Annotated in this window: 13 protein-coding genes; all 13 read left to right on the plus strand. The window is 65.8% G+C overall.

What is annotated here, in order from left to right; all coding sequences use genetic code 11:
• The first annotated feature begins 55 nt into the window (after positions 1-55).
• The 13 genes from ACTJK6_RS06590 (at position 56) to gmhB (ending at position 14,728) form a co-directional block, all read left to right on the plus strand.
• Entirely contained in the window at positions 56-985 is a 930-nt protein-coding gene (locus ACTJK6_RS06590; protein ID WP_440838578.1) for an OmpW/AlkL family protein, read from the plus strand.
• A gap of 139 nt (positions 986-1,124) precedes the next feature.
• Positions 1,125-2,123, plus strand: coding sequence for an NAD(P)/FAD-dependent oxidoreductase (locus ACTJK6_RS06595; RefSeq protein WP_440838579.1), 999 nt, complete (start codon positions 1,125-1,127; stop codon positions 2,121-2,123).
• Positions 2,124-2,213: 90 nt separating this feature from the next.
• A complete protein-coding gene (locus ACTJK6_RS06600) occupies positions 2,214-2,627 on the plus strand; it encodes a hypothetical protein (protein ID WP_440838580.1) in 414 nt (137 codons plus the stop codon).
• A 52-nt stretch (positions 2,628-2,679) separates the two neighbouring features.
• Positions 2,680-4,050 (plus strand): tRNA (N6-isopentenyl adenosine(37)-C2)-methylthiotransferase MiaB, encoded by a 1,371-nt coding sequence (gene miaB / locus ACTJK6_RS06605; RefSeq protein ID WP_322017722.1) that lies wholly within the window; start codon positions 2,680-2,682, stop codon positions 4,048-4,050.
• A 21-nt stretch (positions 4,051-4,071) separates the two neighbouring features.
• The gene (locus tag ACTJK6_RS06610; RefSeq protein ID WP_232041986.1) at positions 4,072-5,064 is read left to right on the plus strand and encodes a PhoH family protein; all 993 of its coding nucleotides are present in this window, start codon (positions 4,072-4,074) and stop codon (positions 5,062-5,064) included.
• Positions 5,065-5,066: 2 nt separating this feature from the next.
• On the plus strand, positions 5,067-5,852 hold the full coding sequence (ybeY, locus tag ACTJK6_RS06615; RefSeq protein ID WP_322017724.1) for an rRNA maturation RNase YbeY: 786 nt from the start codon (positions 5,067-5,069) through the stop codon (positions 5,850-5,852).
• Positions 5,853-6,223: 371 nt separating this feature from the next.
• Positions 6,224-7,480: a hypothetical protein gene (locus ACTJK6_RS06620; protein ID WP_440838581.1), complete on the plus strand. Its 1,257-nt coding sequence runs from the start codon at positions 6,224-6,226 to the stop codon at positions 7,478-7,480.
• 163 nt (positions 7,481-7,643) lie between these two features.
• Positions 7,644-8,537: an HlyC/CorC family transporter gene (locus ACTJK6_RS06625; protein WP_232041983.1), complete on the plus strand. Its 894-nt coding sequence runs from the start codon at positions 7,644-7,646 to the stop codon at positions 8,535-8,537.
• Positions 8,538-8,601: 64 nt separating this feature from the next.
• Positions 8,602-10,113 (plus strand): apolipoprotein N-acyltransferase, encoded by a 1,512-nt coding sequence (gene lnt / locus ACTJK6_RS06630; RefSeq protein WP_440838796.1) that lies wholly within the window; start codon positions 8,602-8,604, stop codon positions 10,111-10,113.
• 175 nt (positions 10,114-10,288) lie between these two features.
• Positions 10,289-11,275 (plus strand): glycine--tRNA ligase subunit alpha, encoded by a 987-nt coding sequence (gene glyQ / locus ACTJK6_RS06635; protein WP_027678179.1) that lies wholly within the window; start codon positions 10,289-10,291, stop codon positions 11,273-11,275.
• Positions 11,272-11,931, plus strand: coding sequence for a hypothetical protein (locus ACTJK6_RS06640; RefSeq protein ID WP_433866322.1), 660 nt, complete (start codon positions 11,272-11,274; stop codon positions 11,929-11,931). Before glyQ ends, ACTJK6_RS06640 begins: the two co-directional genes overlap by 4 nt.
• A gap of 93 nt (positions 11,932-12,024) precedes the next feature.
• Complete coding sequence (gene glyS / locus ACTJK6_RS06645) at positions 12,025-14,118, plus strand: glycine--tRNA ligase subunit beta (protein WP_440838582.1); 2,094 nt, start codon at positions 12,025-12,027, stop codon at positions 14,116-14,118.
• 31 nt (positions 14,119-14,149) lie between these two features.
• Positions 14,150-14,728 (plus strand): D-glycero-beta-D-manno-heptose 1,7-bisphosphate 7-phosphatase, encoded by a 579-nt coding sequence (gene gmhB / locus ACTJK6_RS06650; protein WP_024976609.1) that lies wholly within the window; start codon positions 14,150-14,152, stop codon positions 14,726-14,728.
• Positions 14,729-14,738: the final 10 nt, after the last annotated feature.

Consider the following 14,738-nt stretch of genomic DNA (forward strand, 5'->3'; position numbering starts at 1 on the left):
AACACAAATCGCCACACCAAGGCGTGATAACAATCCAATCCAGAGAGACAACCACATGAACCGCACCGCCCGTCGCCTTGCTGCAGCCCTTGCCTGCGCTGCCGCCAGCACCCTTGCCGCCCCCCTGGCTCACGCCCAATCCACCGCAGAGGCCAACGTGGCTGCAAGCGCCAGCAGCGGTAGCGGCAGTGGCATCAGCAGCGGTGGTGGCGGCTTCAGCGGTTTCATGGACAACTACGTCTGGGGCCGCAACGTCATGGCACTGGGCTGGTTCTACATCCGTCCGATGGATTCGGCCACGCCCCTGACCACCACCACCAGCGCGCTGGGTCTCGGCACCTACCAGTCGCCAGGAACTGACGTGAAAGTCAGTAACGCCAATACGCTGTCGCTCACGTTCACGCACTTCTTTACCGACAACATCGCCGGTACGTTCGTGGGTGGCGTGCCGCCCAAGTTCAACCTGTATGGCAGCGGCAATGTGATCGCGCCGGTGCCGGTGGTGGGGCCGCTGACGCTGATCAACCTGGGCCTGCCGCAGAACAACCCGGTCGCCACCGTGCGCGAATGGAGCCCGGCGATCGTCGCGCAGTACTACTTCGGCACCAAGGAAAGCAAGCTGCGCCCCTTCGTCGGCGCGGGTGTCAGCTACAACTTCTTCACCAACCTGAGGCTGAACCAGAACTTCGTCAACGGCCTGCAGAACCTGGGGCAGGTGCTGCAGCTTGGCATGGGCCAGGTTCCGACGGGCCCGGCCAAGGTGACGGCAGAAACGTCCAGCTCCTGGACGCCGGTCGCCAACGTGGGCGTGTCGTATGAGTTCGCCAAGAACTGGACCGCCATCGGCACGGTGTCGTACCTGCCGCTGAAGACGACCTCCACCATCACGATCCGCAGCCAGCAAGGCCAGGTGCTGGCGGTCAACAAGACCGACATCAAGGTCGACCCGATCGTGTTCGGGCTGGCGGTGGGTTACAAGTTCTAAGCCGCAGAATTGCTACATCGCAAGCGCCACCTCCGGGTGGCGTTTTTCATTGGGGCGACACCCGATATCATGGCGGACTGTTACGCGCCGATTTGCGCGCCGATTCCCGGATTCTCCGCTCCGCACCTACGTCACATCCATGAGCCAGCCTTCCATCGCCATCGTCGGAGCCGGCATTGCCGGTGTTGCCTGTGCCAACGCGCTTGCCGCGGAAGGCATTGCCACCACGGTTTATGAGCGCTCGGGCGGGGTCGGGGGCCGGCTGGCCACCACGGTGCTGCCCGAGTCCGCCCCCGCGTATGCGTTCGATCACGGAGCGCAGTCGTTCAACGTGCGCAGCGAGGCCTTCCGCCGCGCGGTGGATGCCGCTGGCCGTCAGGGCTCGGTGCTGCCTTGGCCCGCGCGCTGGGGCCATCGCACGGCCGACGCCCTGCAAGCCGATTCACGCGACGAAGCCCGCTACGTCGGCTTGCCCGGCATGGGCGCGCTGGTGCGCAGCCTGGCCGCGCCGCTGGATGTGCGCTTCGGCCACGCCGTCACGCGTGTGACGCACGATGGCCGGCGCTGGACGATTGAGCGCAATGGCACGGACGCCACCCACGCCGACATCATCGCGCTGGCCCTGCCCGCGCCCGAACTACCGGCGCTGTTTCATGGCGCCACGCCGGCGTCGCTGCAGGAAGCCATCGCCCCGGTGCACTACGCCCCATGCTGGGCGCTGATGATGGGCTTTGCGCAACCGCTGGATTTGCCATATGACGGCATCCGCATCGACGACGACATGCTGGCCTGGGCCGCCCGCGACAACACCAAGCCGGGGCGCGTCATGGTCGATGAATCCTGGGTGGTGCATGCGTCGCCGGGCTGGTCGGCTGCGCATGCTATGGACACACCGGAGCAGGTGCTGCACGCCATGCACGCCCGCTTTGCCGAAGCCTTCCCGGGTACGCCGGAGCCCGATCTGATGGCCGCGCACATGTGGCCGCACGCGCTGGTCGAGGAGTCTGCCGGCATGCCCTGCCACTGGGACGCGGCCGCGCGCCTCGGTGCCTGCGGTGACTGGTGCGAAGGCCCACGCGTGGAGGCCGCGTTCCTGAGCGGTGTCGCGCTGGCCGCCAAGATTGCCGAAGCGCTATAAGAGTTCTGCCCGGAACGCTACAATATCGGGTTGTCTCGTGTTTCGTGTGCCGGGTCGCTCACCCGGCGGTGGCTTTCTCCTGATGACGCCATGCGCACCCGACGCCAAGTCCTCGCCCTCGCCTTTGCTGCCGTTGCTGCGGCATCGGCGCCGTTGCTGTCTCATGCGCAGGTGCTGCGCAACGTTCCGGCGACGGCTCCGGCGGCCCAGTTGACCGTCAATTCGGCCAACGCCGGCACGCTGAGTACCGGCAGCACCGGCATCGTCCGCATCCTGCTGTTGGGCTTTGGGAGTAGCAGCGCCGACGTCCGCTTCGCCCCGGGCGTGCGGATTCTGTCGTTGGATGGGCGCCTGCTGCCGCCGGGTTCGGTGGTCGGCCAGACGTTCAAGGTGCGCTATCAGCTCGACCTGTATCAGCAGTTGCTGACCGCCTGGGTTGTCAGCGATGACGATTACAAGGCTGCGGTGGCTGCGCAAAGTCAGGCGCAAACGCAGTCCCAGTAGTCAGAACACCCCACGAAGCACGTGCCCCCAGGTCAACCACTGTGAACGGCACATGAAAAAAGTCTTCATCAAAACCTACGGCTGCCAGATGAACGAGTACGACTCGGACAAGATGTCCGACGTGCTCAACGCGGCTGAAGGTCTCGTCCCCACCGACACGCCCGAAGATGCGGACGTGATCCTCTTCAACACCTGCTCCGTGCGCGAAAAGGCGCAGGAGAAGGTGTTCTCCGAACTCGGCCGCGTCAAGGCGCTCAAGGCGCTCAAGCCGGACCTCGTGGTCGGCGTGGGCGGCTGCGTGGCCAGCCAGGAAGGCGCGTCCATCGTGGCGCGCGCTCCTTACGTAGACGTGGTGTTCGGTCCGCAGACGCTGCACCGCCTGCCCGACCTGATCGCAGCGCGCCGCCGCACGGGCCGGTCGCAGGTCGATGTGTCGTTCCCCGAAATCGAAAAGTTCGACCACCTACCGCCCGCGCGCGTGGATGGCGCCAGCGCCTTCGTGTCGATCATGGAAGGCTGCTCGAAATACTGCAGCTACTGCGTGGTGCCGTACACGCGCGGCGAAGAAGTCTCGCGCCCGTTCGATGATGTGCTGGCCGAAGTGGCCGGCCTGGCCGAACAGGGCGTGCGCGAAGTCACGCTGCTCGGCCAGAACGTGAACGCGTACATCGGCAAGATGGGCGACACGAGCGAGCGGGCGGATTTTGCGCTGCTGCTCGAATACGTGGCCGAGATTCCGGGCATCGAGCGCATCCGCTACACGACCAGCCACCCGAAGGAATTCAGCTCCCGCCTGATCGAGGCCTATGCCACCAACCCGAAGCTTGTCGACCACCTGCACCTGCCCGTGCAGCACGGTTCCGACCGCATCCTGATGGCGATGAAGCGCGGCTACACGGTGCTCGAATACAAGAGCAGCATCCGCAAGCTGCGCGCGATCCGGCCGAACATCTCGATCGCCACCGACTTCATCGTCGGCTTTCCGGGCGAGACGGATGCGGATTTCGCCAAGACGATGGACCTGATTCACGAGATCGGCTACGACACGTCGTTCAGCTTTATCTACAGCCCGCGCCCCGGCACGCCGGCCGCCAACCTGCCCGACGATACGCCGCAGGCCGTCAAGCTCGAACGCCTGAAACATCTGCAGGCGACCATCGAAGCAAACGTAGCGCGCATCAGCCAGGGCATGGTCGGCAGCGTGCAGCGCATTCTGGTGGAAGGCCCGTCGCGCAAGGATCCGACCGAACTGCACGGCCGCACCGAGAACAACCGCGTCGTCAACTTTGCGCTGCCCGACCTGCCGCAGGCGCGCCGCGAGCAGCTGATCGGCCAGATGCTCGACGTACGCATCGTGCACGCCTTCCCGCATTCGCTGCGTGGCGAAGTGGCGGAACAGCGTATGGCCAGCGCAACCCACTGATCATCAACACGACCCGACTTGATGAAACCCACCATCGCAGAATTCACAGCGCCCAAGAACGACAACACGCGCCTGCAGAACCTGTGCGGGCCGCTGGACGAAAACCTGCGTCAGATCGAGCAGGCGCTGGATGTGACCATCAACAGGCGCGGCAGCAAGTTCACGGTGCGCGGCGCCAACGCACAAGGCGCGGCCAACGCGCTGGAGACGTTCTACAACGCCGCGCGCGAACCGCTGTCGGTGGACGACATCCAGCTGGGCCTGGTGGAAACCCGCCAGGTCGCCGCACATGGTGCTTACCTGCCGGAATCGAGCGCCGACGAGCCGGACGGCAATGATCTGTCGCCGGTGCTGCACACGCGGCGCACCGATCTGCATGGCCGTACCCCGATGCAGCGTGCGTACCTGCGCAGCATCCTCTCGCACGACCTGTCGTTCGGCATCGGCCCGGCAGGTACGGGCAAGACGTATCTGGCCGTGGCCTGCGCGGTGGATGCGCTGGAGCGCGACGCCATCAAGCGCATCGTGCTGACGCGCCCGGCGGTGGAAGCCGGCGAACGCCTGGGCTTCCTGCCGGGCGATCTCGCGCAAAAGGTGGACCCGTACCTGCGCCCGCTATACGACGCGCTGTATGACCTGCTCGGCTTCGACAAGACGCAGAAGATGTTCGAGCGCCAGATGATCGAGATCGCACCGCTGGCCTACATGCGCGGGCGCACGCTCAATCATGCCTTCATCATCCTGGACGAAGCCCAGAACACCACGCCGGAACAGATGAAGATGTTCCTCACGCGGATCGGCTTCGGCTCCAAGGCGGTGATCACCGGCGACACCACGCAGATCGATCTGCCGCGCGGCCAGAAGAGCGGCCTGATCGAAGCGCAGCACGTGCTACGTGACGTGCGCGGCGTGGCGATGACGCGCTTTACCAGCGTCGACGTAGTGCGGCACCCGCTGGTGGCCCGCATCGTCGAGGCCTATGACGAATTCCATGCACAGCACAAGGACGCCTGACCGTGGCCAAAGCTAAAACCAAAACCAAGAAGACCCAACCCGAAGCCACCGGCCCGCGTGTCGACGTGTTCGACGCCAAGGGCAAACCAAAGACGTTGGATGCCAGCGCCCTGCGCATCGCCTTCGCCGACGGCCGCAGCCTGATCATCAGCGTGCCCGACACTGCCGATGGCGCCATCACGCTCGTCGCGGAGCATTCGGACACCAACACGAATGCCATGCTGTCGCTGCGTCCCGAGCACCATGACAGCATCACGCTTCGCGTTGAAGCAGAACCGGTACAAACCGAGCGAACCGAAGACCTCGACGACACGTTCGACGGTGCTCAAATGCTCACGCTCGACCTGACCGTGCAGTACGGCGACGAACTCAAGGCCGCCGCACGCAAGGCGCTGCCCAAAGAGCAGGACATCGAGGCGTGGATCGCCCCCGCCCTGTTTGCCGATGCGCAGCTCAACGTGCGCTTTGTCGGCGAAGAAGAAGGCCGCACGCTCAACCGCACCTACCGTGGCAAGGACTACGCCACCAACGTACTGACCTTCTCTTACGCAGAGAGCGCCGAAGACCCGGTCTCCGCCGACATCGTGCTGTGCTGCACGGTGGTGGAAAAGGAAGCGAAGGAACAGAAGAAGCCGCTGCTCGCGCATTACGCGCATCTGATCGTGCACGGTGCGCTGCACGCCCAGGGCTACGACCACGAAGACGCCGCCGATGCAAAGGAAATGGAAGGCATCGAAACGCAGATCCTCCGCGACCTGGGTTTTGCCGATCCGTACGCAGATCGTTAAAGCGCCACACGCTTGATGTTCAGACGCCGGCCTCGCGCCGGCGTTTTGCTTTTGGATGTTCCTTTCTTGCAGCATGCCGTTTCAACACTGAATCAACCCGCATTAAGAAAAAACCAGTCCTGACAACGGTTTACGGGTTTTCCTCCGCCATTCGGCGCAGGCTTGCGCCGTTCGAATCGCGCATACACATCGCACAGGCCGTCGGCCATCCGGGACCCTCGCCGCTCTCCGTATGGCGCATGGGTTTTGCCGTAGCGATTTCTATCCTCCACGCATAAGCCGCCGCTCGAGCGCGCTTCACGAATTCGGCGCAAACGAGCGCCATCGGCCAGCCCGCGCACAGACGGGCAAGGCCACGCGGGGAGGTCATCATGCGTCAACGCTTCATGGACAGCATTCCGTGGGCCACGCTGCTGGTTGGCGTGGGTGTCGGCACGGCGCTCGCGGTCACGCCGCGCATCGCACACGCTGATCACAAGCAATCGTGCTATGCGGGCATCGTCGTCGTCTTTGACGGCGCGTGGCATCCGGGCGCGGTGGTCGGCTGCCGTACGGTCAACATTTCGGACAGCAACAACGTGGTCGGCGCAGAGGTGAACCTGATGGTCGCGCAAGGCACCATCCGGCCGCGCGTGCAGGCGGTGGTGGGCAGCACGAGCGTGCAGGCGCTCATTGGCGGCGGCTACGACTTTGCGAGCAGCAAGGCACTGGTGGGCGTCGGTGCCACAGGCGACCATTGGCTCGCGGGCGTCGACATGGAAATCGCCGGACGCTGGACGGCCTACGGCGGCGCGAGCACCCTGGGCCGGTATCACAGCAATTCGCATCCTGCGGACCCGGCACCTGCCGCAACCGCGCCGACGAGCAACAACGACGCGCCACCACCCAACGGCAACAACACGCCGCCGTCCAAGCCCAGTCCCACACCGGCACCGGCACCGGCACCTGGCGCATCGCCCAGCCCCAGCCCCACTCCGGCCCCAACACCCAGCCCCGGGCCGAGTCCGTCGCCGACACCGAGTCCCACACCGACACCGTCGCCGACACCGAGTCCCACACCGACACCGACACCGACACCGACGCCCACACCTGCACCAACGCCGACGCCGACGCCGACGCCAGTCCCAACGCCAACGCCGAGCCCATCGCCAGTCCCATCGCCGTGCGGAAGCTGCCACGGAGGCGATCACCATCCCGGGCACCACCATGATCACGACCACGATCATGACCACGGCGGTCATCACGGCGGCGATCACGACCATGGCGGCGATGGCAATCACGGTGGCAGCCACGACCATGGCGGCGACGGACACCACGGTGGCGATCACGACCATGGCGGCAACGGCAACCACGGTGGCGATCACGACCATGGCGGCAACGGCAACCGTGGTGGCGATCACGACCATGGCGGCGACGGCAACCACGGCGGTGACCACGATCATGGCGGCGACGGCAACCGCAGCGGTGACCACGATCGCGGCGGCGAACGCGACGACTCCGGCGGGCACAGCCAGCATCATGGTCAGGGCGACGGCGGCCCGGGCCAGAACGACAATCATCAAGGCAACGATGGCAGCAACACGAACGGCAACGGCCAGCAACGCGGCGGCGACGGCGGACGCGACTGACCGCTCCCCCTTCGGCAGAAGGTCCGTCCTTAACGCGCCCGAACCCGGCCTCCGGATGTGAAATAAAAGGCACTTCCGGAGGTCGGGCGGCCACCCCGCGTCATCGGGACGGCAGGGCTTTTGGTGTATGCTGGGCCGATGTTTAACGACGCGCGACCGCGCCATGAATGATCCGTATCCCAGTCCGAAGCCAGCCGACAAACCCCGTACGCTGCTGGAACGCCTGACCGACCTCATCTCGCCCGAGCCCGAATCGCGGGCCGAGCTGCTCGAAATCCTCCAAGACGCCCATGCGCGCAGCCTGATCGACGCCGACTCCCTGTCGATGATCGAAGGCGTCTTCCAGGTCTCAGACCTGTGCGCGCGCGACATCATGATTCCGCGCGCACAGATGGACGCGCTGAACATTGCCGACGCGCCGTCCGAATTCATCCCGTTCGTGCAGGAAGCCGCGCATTCGCGCTTCCCCGTATACGAGGGCAGCCGCGACAACATCATCGGCATCCTGCTCGCCAAAGACCTGCTGCGCTTCTATACGGACGAAGGCTTCGATGTGCGCGACATGCTGCGCCCGGCCGTGTTCATCCCTGAATCCAAGCGATTGAACGTGCTGTTGCGCGACTTCCGCGTCAACCGTAACCACATCGCCATCGTCGTCGATGAATACGGCGGCGTGGCCGGCCTCATCACCATCGAAGATGTGCTCGAGCAGATCGTCGGCGACATCGAAGACGAATACGACTTCGACCAGGAAGAAGACAACATCCTGCCGACCGCCGATGGCCACATGCGGGTGCGCGGGCTGACCGAAATCAGCCAGTTCAACGAAGCCTTCGGCACGCATTTCTCCGACGAAGACGTCGATACCGTGGGCGGGCTGCTGTCCAATCACCTGGGCCGCGTGCCACACCGCGGCGAGAAGATCGTCATGGGCACGCTGCAGTTCGACGTGCTGCGCGCCGATGCGCGCCAAGTGCAGGTGCTGCTCGTGCGCCGCCTCACCGCGCCGGCCGGCGGCAATGCCACGGCCGACACCTCTGGTTCCCACCCCGCCTGATCCCTCCGTGCCCGCTCAGTTCTCTTCCCCTGCCGCACCGTCCCGTCGGCAGGACGCCCCAGCTGTGCCGCTCGCGCGGCTACGTTTTGCGATGCCAATGGCAGCGCTGCTTGGCGTCATGCATACGCTGTCGTTCGCGCCGAACCACTGGTGGTGGCTGCAGATCCTCTCGCTGACGGGGCTTGCCGCGCTGGTGCAGCGCGCGCCGCGCCTGCGTGATGCGGCGTACGTTGGCTACGCATTCGGGCTCGGCTGGTTCCTGTCGGGCGTGTGGTGGCTCTATATCAGCATGCATGTCTACGGCGACATGCCGGCATGGATGGCCGCGCTGGCCGTGCTGCTGTTTGCTGGCTATCTGGCGCTGCATCCGGCGCTGGCGGTGTGGGCATGGCAGTGGATGACGCGACGCGGGCGGTGGTCCGGCGCCGCATCCGCGCTGGTGTTTGGCGCGGCATGGGCCGTCACGGAGTGGCTGCGCGGCACGGTCTGGACCGGCTTCCCCTGGATCAACGGCGGCTACGCGCACACCGATGGCCCGTTGGCCGGCTACGCGCCGCTGGTAGGCGTCTACGGCATCGTGCTGATCGCCGCCGTGCTGGCCGGCCTGCTGTGTGTCGCGGCCGAACGCCGCCTGCATTGGCTGGCGGGCATTGCGGGCGCGCTCGTGCTGGTGGCCGGCTGGCCGCTGCACAGCGTTGCGTGGACGCAGCCGGTGGGCAAGCCCATTTCCGTACGTCTTTTGCAGGGCAACGTGCCGCAAGACGTGAAGTTCCAGCAGACCGGCATCGAGCGCTCGCTGGAGCTATACACCAAGATGGTCACGGAGAGGCCCGCGCAACTCGTGGTCACGCCCGAGACGGCCTTCCCGATCATGATCCAGGAGATGCCGCAGGACATCGCCTTGGCCATTCGCACCTATGTGGATACCACCGGCTCCAGCGTGCTCTTTGGTGCCGCCAGCGAGGACTCGCGCGTCGATTACACCAACAGCGTGTTCGGCATCGGCCCGCAATTCCAGGGCGTGTACCGCTACAACAAGCACCACCTCGTGCCCTTCGGCGAGTTCATCCCCTTCGGTTTCCACTGGTTCGTCAACATGATGAACATGCCGCTGGGCGACTTCCGGCGCGGCCTGCCCGTGCAGCCGCCAATGGCGGTGGCCGATCAGCGCGTCGCGCCCAACATCTGCTACGAGGATTTGTTTGGCGAGGAGATTGCCGCTTCGCTGCGGCATGCGGACCAGCCCGCCACGATGCTCGCGAACGTGACGAACCTTGCGTGGTTTGGCGACACGATCGCGCTGGACCAGCACCTGCAGATCTCGCGCATGCGCGCGCTGGAAACGGGCCGTCCGATGCTGCGCGCCACCAACACGGGCGCGACCGCCGTGGTGCGACCGGACGGCAGCGTGCAGGCGCGCCTGCCCGTCTTCACGCTTGGCACACTGCAGACCGACGTGCAAGGCATGCAGGGCTTGACGCCATTCGTGCGGGCCGGCAACGCGCCTGCGCTGTGCCTGGGTGCGCTGGTTCTGCTGGTGGCATTTGTGCGCCGCCGCCGGGCATCGGCAGATTGATCGTTCAGCGTCCGGAGGGCTTTCGAGCCACTTTCCGGAGTCGCTGACAAAAAACGCTAAAATTCAATGTTTTACGGCGGGCACGGAGCCAGGCGCTTCTCGTGCCCGCCGCTGCATTCCACCGTCGCGCGGTGCAACGCACGTTCCGTGCCGCCGCGGACCAACGGGTTCCACCATGCTCACCTTCCAGCAACTCATCCTCAAGCTGCAGTCGTACTGGGACGCCCAGGGCTGCGCCCTGCTGCAGCCGATCGACCTCGAAGTCGGCGCCGGTACGTCGCACGTGCACACCTTCCTGCGCGCGATCGGCCCGGAGCCTTGGCGTGCCGCCTACGTGCAACCGTCACGCCGCCCCAAGGACGGCCGCTACGGCGAGAACCCAAACCGCCTGCAGCATTACTACCAGTACCAGGTGGTGCTCAAGCCGGCGCCGGAAAACATCCTCGACCTGTACCTCGGTTCGCTGGAAGCGCTGGGCCTGGACCTGAAGCAGAACGACGTCCGCTTTGTCGAAGATGACTGGGAAAACCCAACGCTCGGCGCCTGGGGCCTGGGCTGGGAGGTGTGGCTCAACGGCATGGAAGTCACGCAGTTCACGTACTTCCAGCAAGTCGGCGGCCTTGACTGCAAGCCCGTGACCGGTGAGATCACCTACGGCATCGAGCGTCTGGCGATGTACCTGCAGCAGGTCGAGAACATCTACGACCTGGTCTGGACGGAGTGGGAAGAGCCGGGCCCGAACGGCCCCGTGAAGCGCCGCCTGACCTACGGCGACGTCTATCACCAGAACGAGGTCGAGCAATCGACCTACAACTTCGAACAGGCCGACACGACCGTGCTGTTCCGCCGCTTTGCCGAGCACGAAGCCGAAGCCAAGCGCCTGATGGGCGTGCGCGCAGAAGGCGAAGCTGCTGCCGAGGGCGACGCACCTGTCGTGCAGCTGGCCCTGCCCGCCTACGAGCAAGTGCTCAAGGCCGGCCACACCTTCAACCTGCTGGACGCGCGCGGCGCGATTTCGGTGACGGAGCGCGCGGCCTACATCGGCCGCATCCGCAACCTGTCGCGTCTGGTCGCGCAGGCTTACTACGACTCACGCGAACGCCTGGGTTTCCCGATGTGCGGCACGGCCGCTGCCGCCGCCAAGACCACGGAGGCCGCATGACGGCCAACCGAGCACGGCGTGGCCTGGCGCTGCTGACCGCAGCGTCCATCGCCGCGCTGGCGCTACCGGCGAGCGTTGCACAAGCGGCACGGCATCGCACGTCCAAGGCGGCATCGACGGAGAAGGTTTTCGTCGTGCCCAACACTTTGACGCAGCTTTGCGTGGCCGATTCCAAGCCGCTGCAGCAAGCGCTGAACACGGCCTGGACACCGCCTCCGCCATCGCTCGATCAGTGGACGAGCCTGGTGCGCACGATGGCCTGCGACCTGTCCGGCGCGCGTGACCTCGGCTGGCATCGCGTGCCGTTGCGCACGTATGCAACGGCCCTGCGCTTCCCGCTCACGTGGGTGGAGTGGCAAGGCTCGGGCGTGAAGGCACAGCGCCGTGCGCGCGTGTTCCGCTCGGCGGGGCAATTGCCGAGTCGTCTGGAATTCAACGTATCCGGCACGCTGCAAGAGGTGCGTTACGACGCGCGACGCGGCTTGCTGTCAGCCCGCTTCCTGCGCCGCGATGCTGCCGCGCCCGGCACCACGCCCGCGCCGATTGCACCGCCACCGCCGCCGGGCCAGTGCGCCGGCACGCAATTGCAGTTCCAGCAGCAGAACGGCGTGTGGCTGCTCTCGGGCGTGGAACCCGTGCCCGGCTCGCCCTGCTGATCACTGAATACTGAGCTGAACAACACAACGTACCGCCGCAACTGATCTGAACACCAAGCGGCGCAGAACAACGACGTCACCGATTCAAACGCTATGTCCACCCTCCTGATCGAACTGCTGACCGAAGAACTGCCGCCCAAGGCGCTGGCCCGCCTGGGCGAGGCGTTTGCGCGCGGCCTGTTTGACGGTCTGTCGGCGCAAGGCCTGCTCGAAGAGGGCGCCGCCGTGGAAGGTTTTGCCACGCCGCGCCGCCTGGCCGCATCGATCACCGGCGTGCGCCGCACCGCGCCTGATCGCGAATTGCGCGAGAAGGTGCTGCCCGTGACCATCGCCTTCGATGCCGAGGGCAAGCCCGCCGCGCCGCTCGTCAAGAAGCTGGCTGCGCTGGCCAAGACCGTGGGCGTGGACGCCATCGCCCCGGAATCGCTCGAACGCGCGCCTGACGGCAAGGCCGAAGCGCTGTTCTATCGCTATACCGCGCGCGGCGCCGTGCTGGCCGACGGCCTGCAGACGGCACTCTCGCAGACCATCGCCAACCTGCCGATCCCGAAGGTGATGACGTATCAGCGCCCGAACGGTGAGAACGTTCAGTTCGTGCGCCCAGCCCACAAGCTGATCGCACTGCTCGACAGCGAAATCATCCCCGTCAGCGCATTCGGCCTGCAATCGGGCAACGTGACGCTGGGCCACCGTTTCCTGTCGGCCGGCGAGATCGTCATCCAAGACGCTACGTCATATGCGAGCACGCTGGAATCGCAGGGCAAAGTCATCGCCGGCTATGGCAAGCGCAAGGAAGCCATCCGCGCCGAGCTGCTCAAAACCGCCGGCGCCGATACGGTGGTCATGCCCGAAGCGCTGCTGGATGAAGTGAACGCACTGGTCGAATGGCCCGTGGTCTACCCCTGCCACTTCGAGGAAGCGTTCCTCGCCGTGCCACAGGAGTGCCTGATCCTGACCATGCAGACGAACCAGAAGTACTTTGCGCTGACCGATGCACAGGGCCATCTGCGCAACCGCTTCCTGATCGTTTCGAACATCGCCACGAGCACGCCAGAGGCCATCATTCAAGGCAACGAACGCGTGGTGCGTCCGCGCCTGGCCGACGCGCGCTTCTTCTTCGAGCAGGACAAGAAGAAGCCGCTGGCCGACCGCGTGCCGCTGCTCTCGCGCGTGGTCTATCACAACAAGATCGGCACGCAGCTTGAGCGTGTATCGCGCCTGCAGGCCATCGCGGGCCAACTGGCCGAGAAGCTTGGCGCGGATGTCGCACACGCCTCGCGCGGCGCATTGCTGGCCAAGGCCGATCTGCTGACCGACATGGTGGGCGAGTTCCCCGAGCTGCAGGGCACGATGGGCACGTACTACGCCCGCCACGATGGCGAACCCGACGACGTGGCGCTGGCCTGCTCAGAACACTACCAACCGCGCTTTGCCGGCGACGCACTGCCCAGCACCGCCACGGGCACCGTGGTGGCGCTGGCCGACAAGCTCGAAACACTGGTCGGCATCTGGGGCATCGGTCTGCAACCCACCGGCGAGAAAGACCCGTTCGCGCTGCGCCGCCACGCGCTGGGCATCCTGCGCATGCTGATCGAGAAGCCGCTCACGCTCACGATTGACGATGCGCTGCAGATTGCCGCCGCCAGCTTCGACGGCATCGCGGCCGTCAAGCCCGACCTGGCCGCGATCACTGACTTCCTGTACGACCGCCTGCGCGGCTACCTGAAGGACAAGGGCTACAGCACCAACGAGGTGGAAGCCGTGGTCAGCCAGCGCCCGCAGCGCCTGGACGACATCGTCGCGCGCCTCGAAGCCGTACGCGCCTTTGCTGCCCTGCCGCAGGCCGAAGCGCTGGCCGCCGCCAACAAGCGCATCACCAACATCCTGAAGAAGACCGACGTGGCCATCGGTGCAGTGCAGCCGCAACTGCTCAAGGAAGACGCCGAGCGCGCACTGCACCAGGCCGTGGCCTCGTCGGAGCCGCAGGTACACGATGCCTTCGCACGCGGCGACTTCACCACCGCGCTCAAGACGCTGGCTGGCCTGCGCGAAGCAGTCGACACCTTCTTTGACGGCGTGATGGTGATGGCCGAGGACACCGCGCTGCGCGACAACCGCCTCGCGCTGCTGGGTGAACTGCACGGCTTGATGAACCGCGTCGCGGACATCTCCAAGCTGGCCGCCTGATCGGCACCCCAAGCACCGTTCGGAGCCCACCATGCCCCATGTTCCCAAACTGGTGATCCTCGACCGCGATGGCGTCATCAACCGCGACAGCGACCAGTTCATCAAGTCGCCAGACGAATGGATTGCCCTCGACGGCAGCCTGGAAGCCATTGCCGAGCTGAACCAGGCCGGCTACCAGGTGGTGGTGGCAACCAACCAGTCGGGTATCGGGCGCGGCCTGTTCGAGGCCGCCGCGCTCAACGCCATGCACGAGAAGATGTACAAGGCGCTCGCCACCTACGGCGGGCGCGTCGATGCCGTCTTCTTCTGCCCGCACACCGCCGCCGATGCGTGCGAGTGCCGCAAGCCCAAGTCCGGCATGCTTCGCGAGATCGCTCGCCGGTTCGACATGGACCTCACGGGCGTGCCGGTGGTCGGTGACTCGCTGCGTGACCTGCAAGCCGGCGTCGAAGTCGGCGCCGTTCCTCACCTCGTACTGACCGGCAAGGGCGCCAAGACCCGCGATGCCGGAGACCTGCCCCCGGGCACCCAGATTCATGAGGACCTGCGTGCGTTTGCGCGTGCGCTGCTGTCCCCTGCGCCCCAGGGCACGCCCACGCGCGCCCCTTGAATTCGCCCCC

The organism is Ralstonia sp. 22086 (assembly GCF_052045975.1).
Taxonomy (GTDB): domain Bacteria; phylum Pseudomonadota; class Gammaproteobacteria; order Burkholderiales; family Burkholderiaceae; genus Ralstonia; species Ralstonia wenshanensis.

Excerpts from the sequence above, each read along its gene's own strand:
- ACTJK6_RS06590 (WP_440838578.1), top strand. The coding sequence starts at position 56 with ATGAACCGCACCGCCCGTCGCCTTGCTGCAGCCCTTGCCTGCGCTGCC.
- ACTJK6_RS06595 (WP_440838579.1), top strand. The coding sequence starts at position 1,125 with ATGAGCCAGCCTTCCATCGCCATCGTCGGAGCCGGCATTGCCGGTGTT.
- ACTJK6_RS06600 (WP_440838580.1), top strand. The coding sequence starts at position 2,214 with ATGCGCACCCGACGCCAAGTCCTCGCCCTCGCCTTTGCTGCCGTTGCT.
- miaB (WP_322017722.1), top strand. The coding sequence starts at position 2,680 with ATGAAAAAAGTCTTCATCAAAACCTACGGCTGCCAGATGAACGAGTAC.
- ACTJK6_RS06610 (WP_232041986.1), top strand. The coding sequence starts at position 4,072 with ATGAAACCCACCATCGCAGAATTCACAGCGCCCAAGAACGACAACACG.
- ACTJK6_RS06620 (WP_440838581.1), top strand. The coding sequence starts at position 6,224 with ATGCGTCAACGCTTCATGGACAGCATTCCGTGGGCCACGCTGCTGGTT.
- ACTJK6_RS06625 (WP_232041983.1), top strand. The coding sequence starts at position 7,644 with ATGAATGATCCGTATCCCAGTCCGAAGCCAGCCGACAAACCCCGTACG.
- glyQ (WP_027678179.1), top strand. The coding sequence starts at position 10,289 with ATGCTCACCTTCCAGCAACTCATCCTCAAGCTGCAGTCGTACTGGGAC.
- ACTJK6_RS06640 (WP_433866322.1), top strand. The coding sequence starts at position 11,272 with ATGACGGCCAACCGAGCACGGCGTGGCCTGGCGCTGCTGACCGCAGCG.
- glyS (WP_440838582.1), top strand. The coding sequence starts at position 12,025 with ATGTCCACCCTCCTGATCGAACTGCTGACCGAAGAACTGCCGCCCAAG.
- gmhB (WP_024976609.1), top strand. The coding sequence starts at position 14,150 with ATGCCCCATGTTCCCAAACTGGTGATCCTCGACCGCGATGGCGTCATC.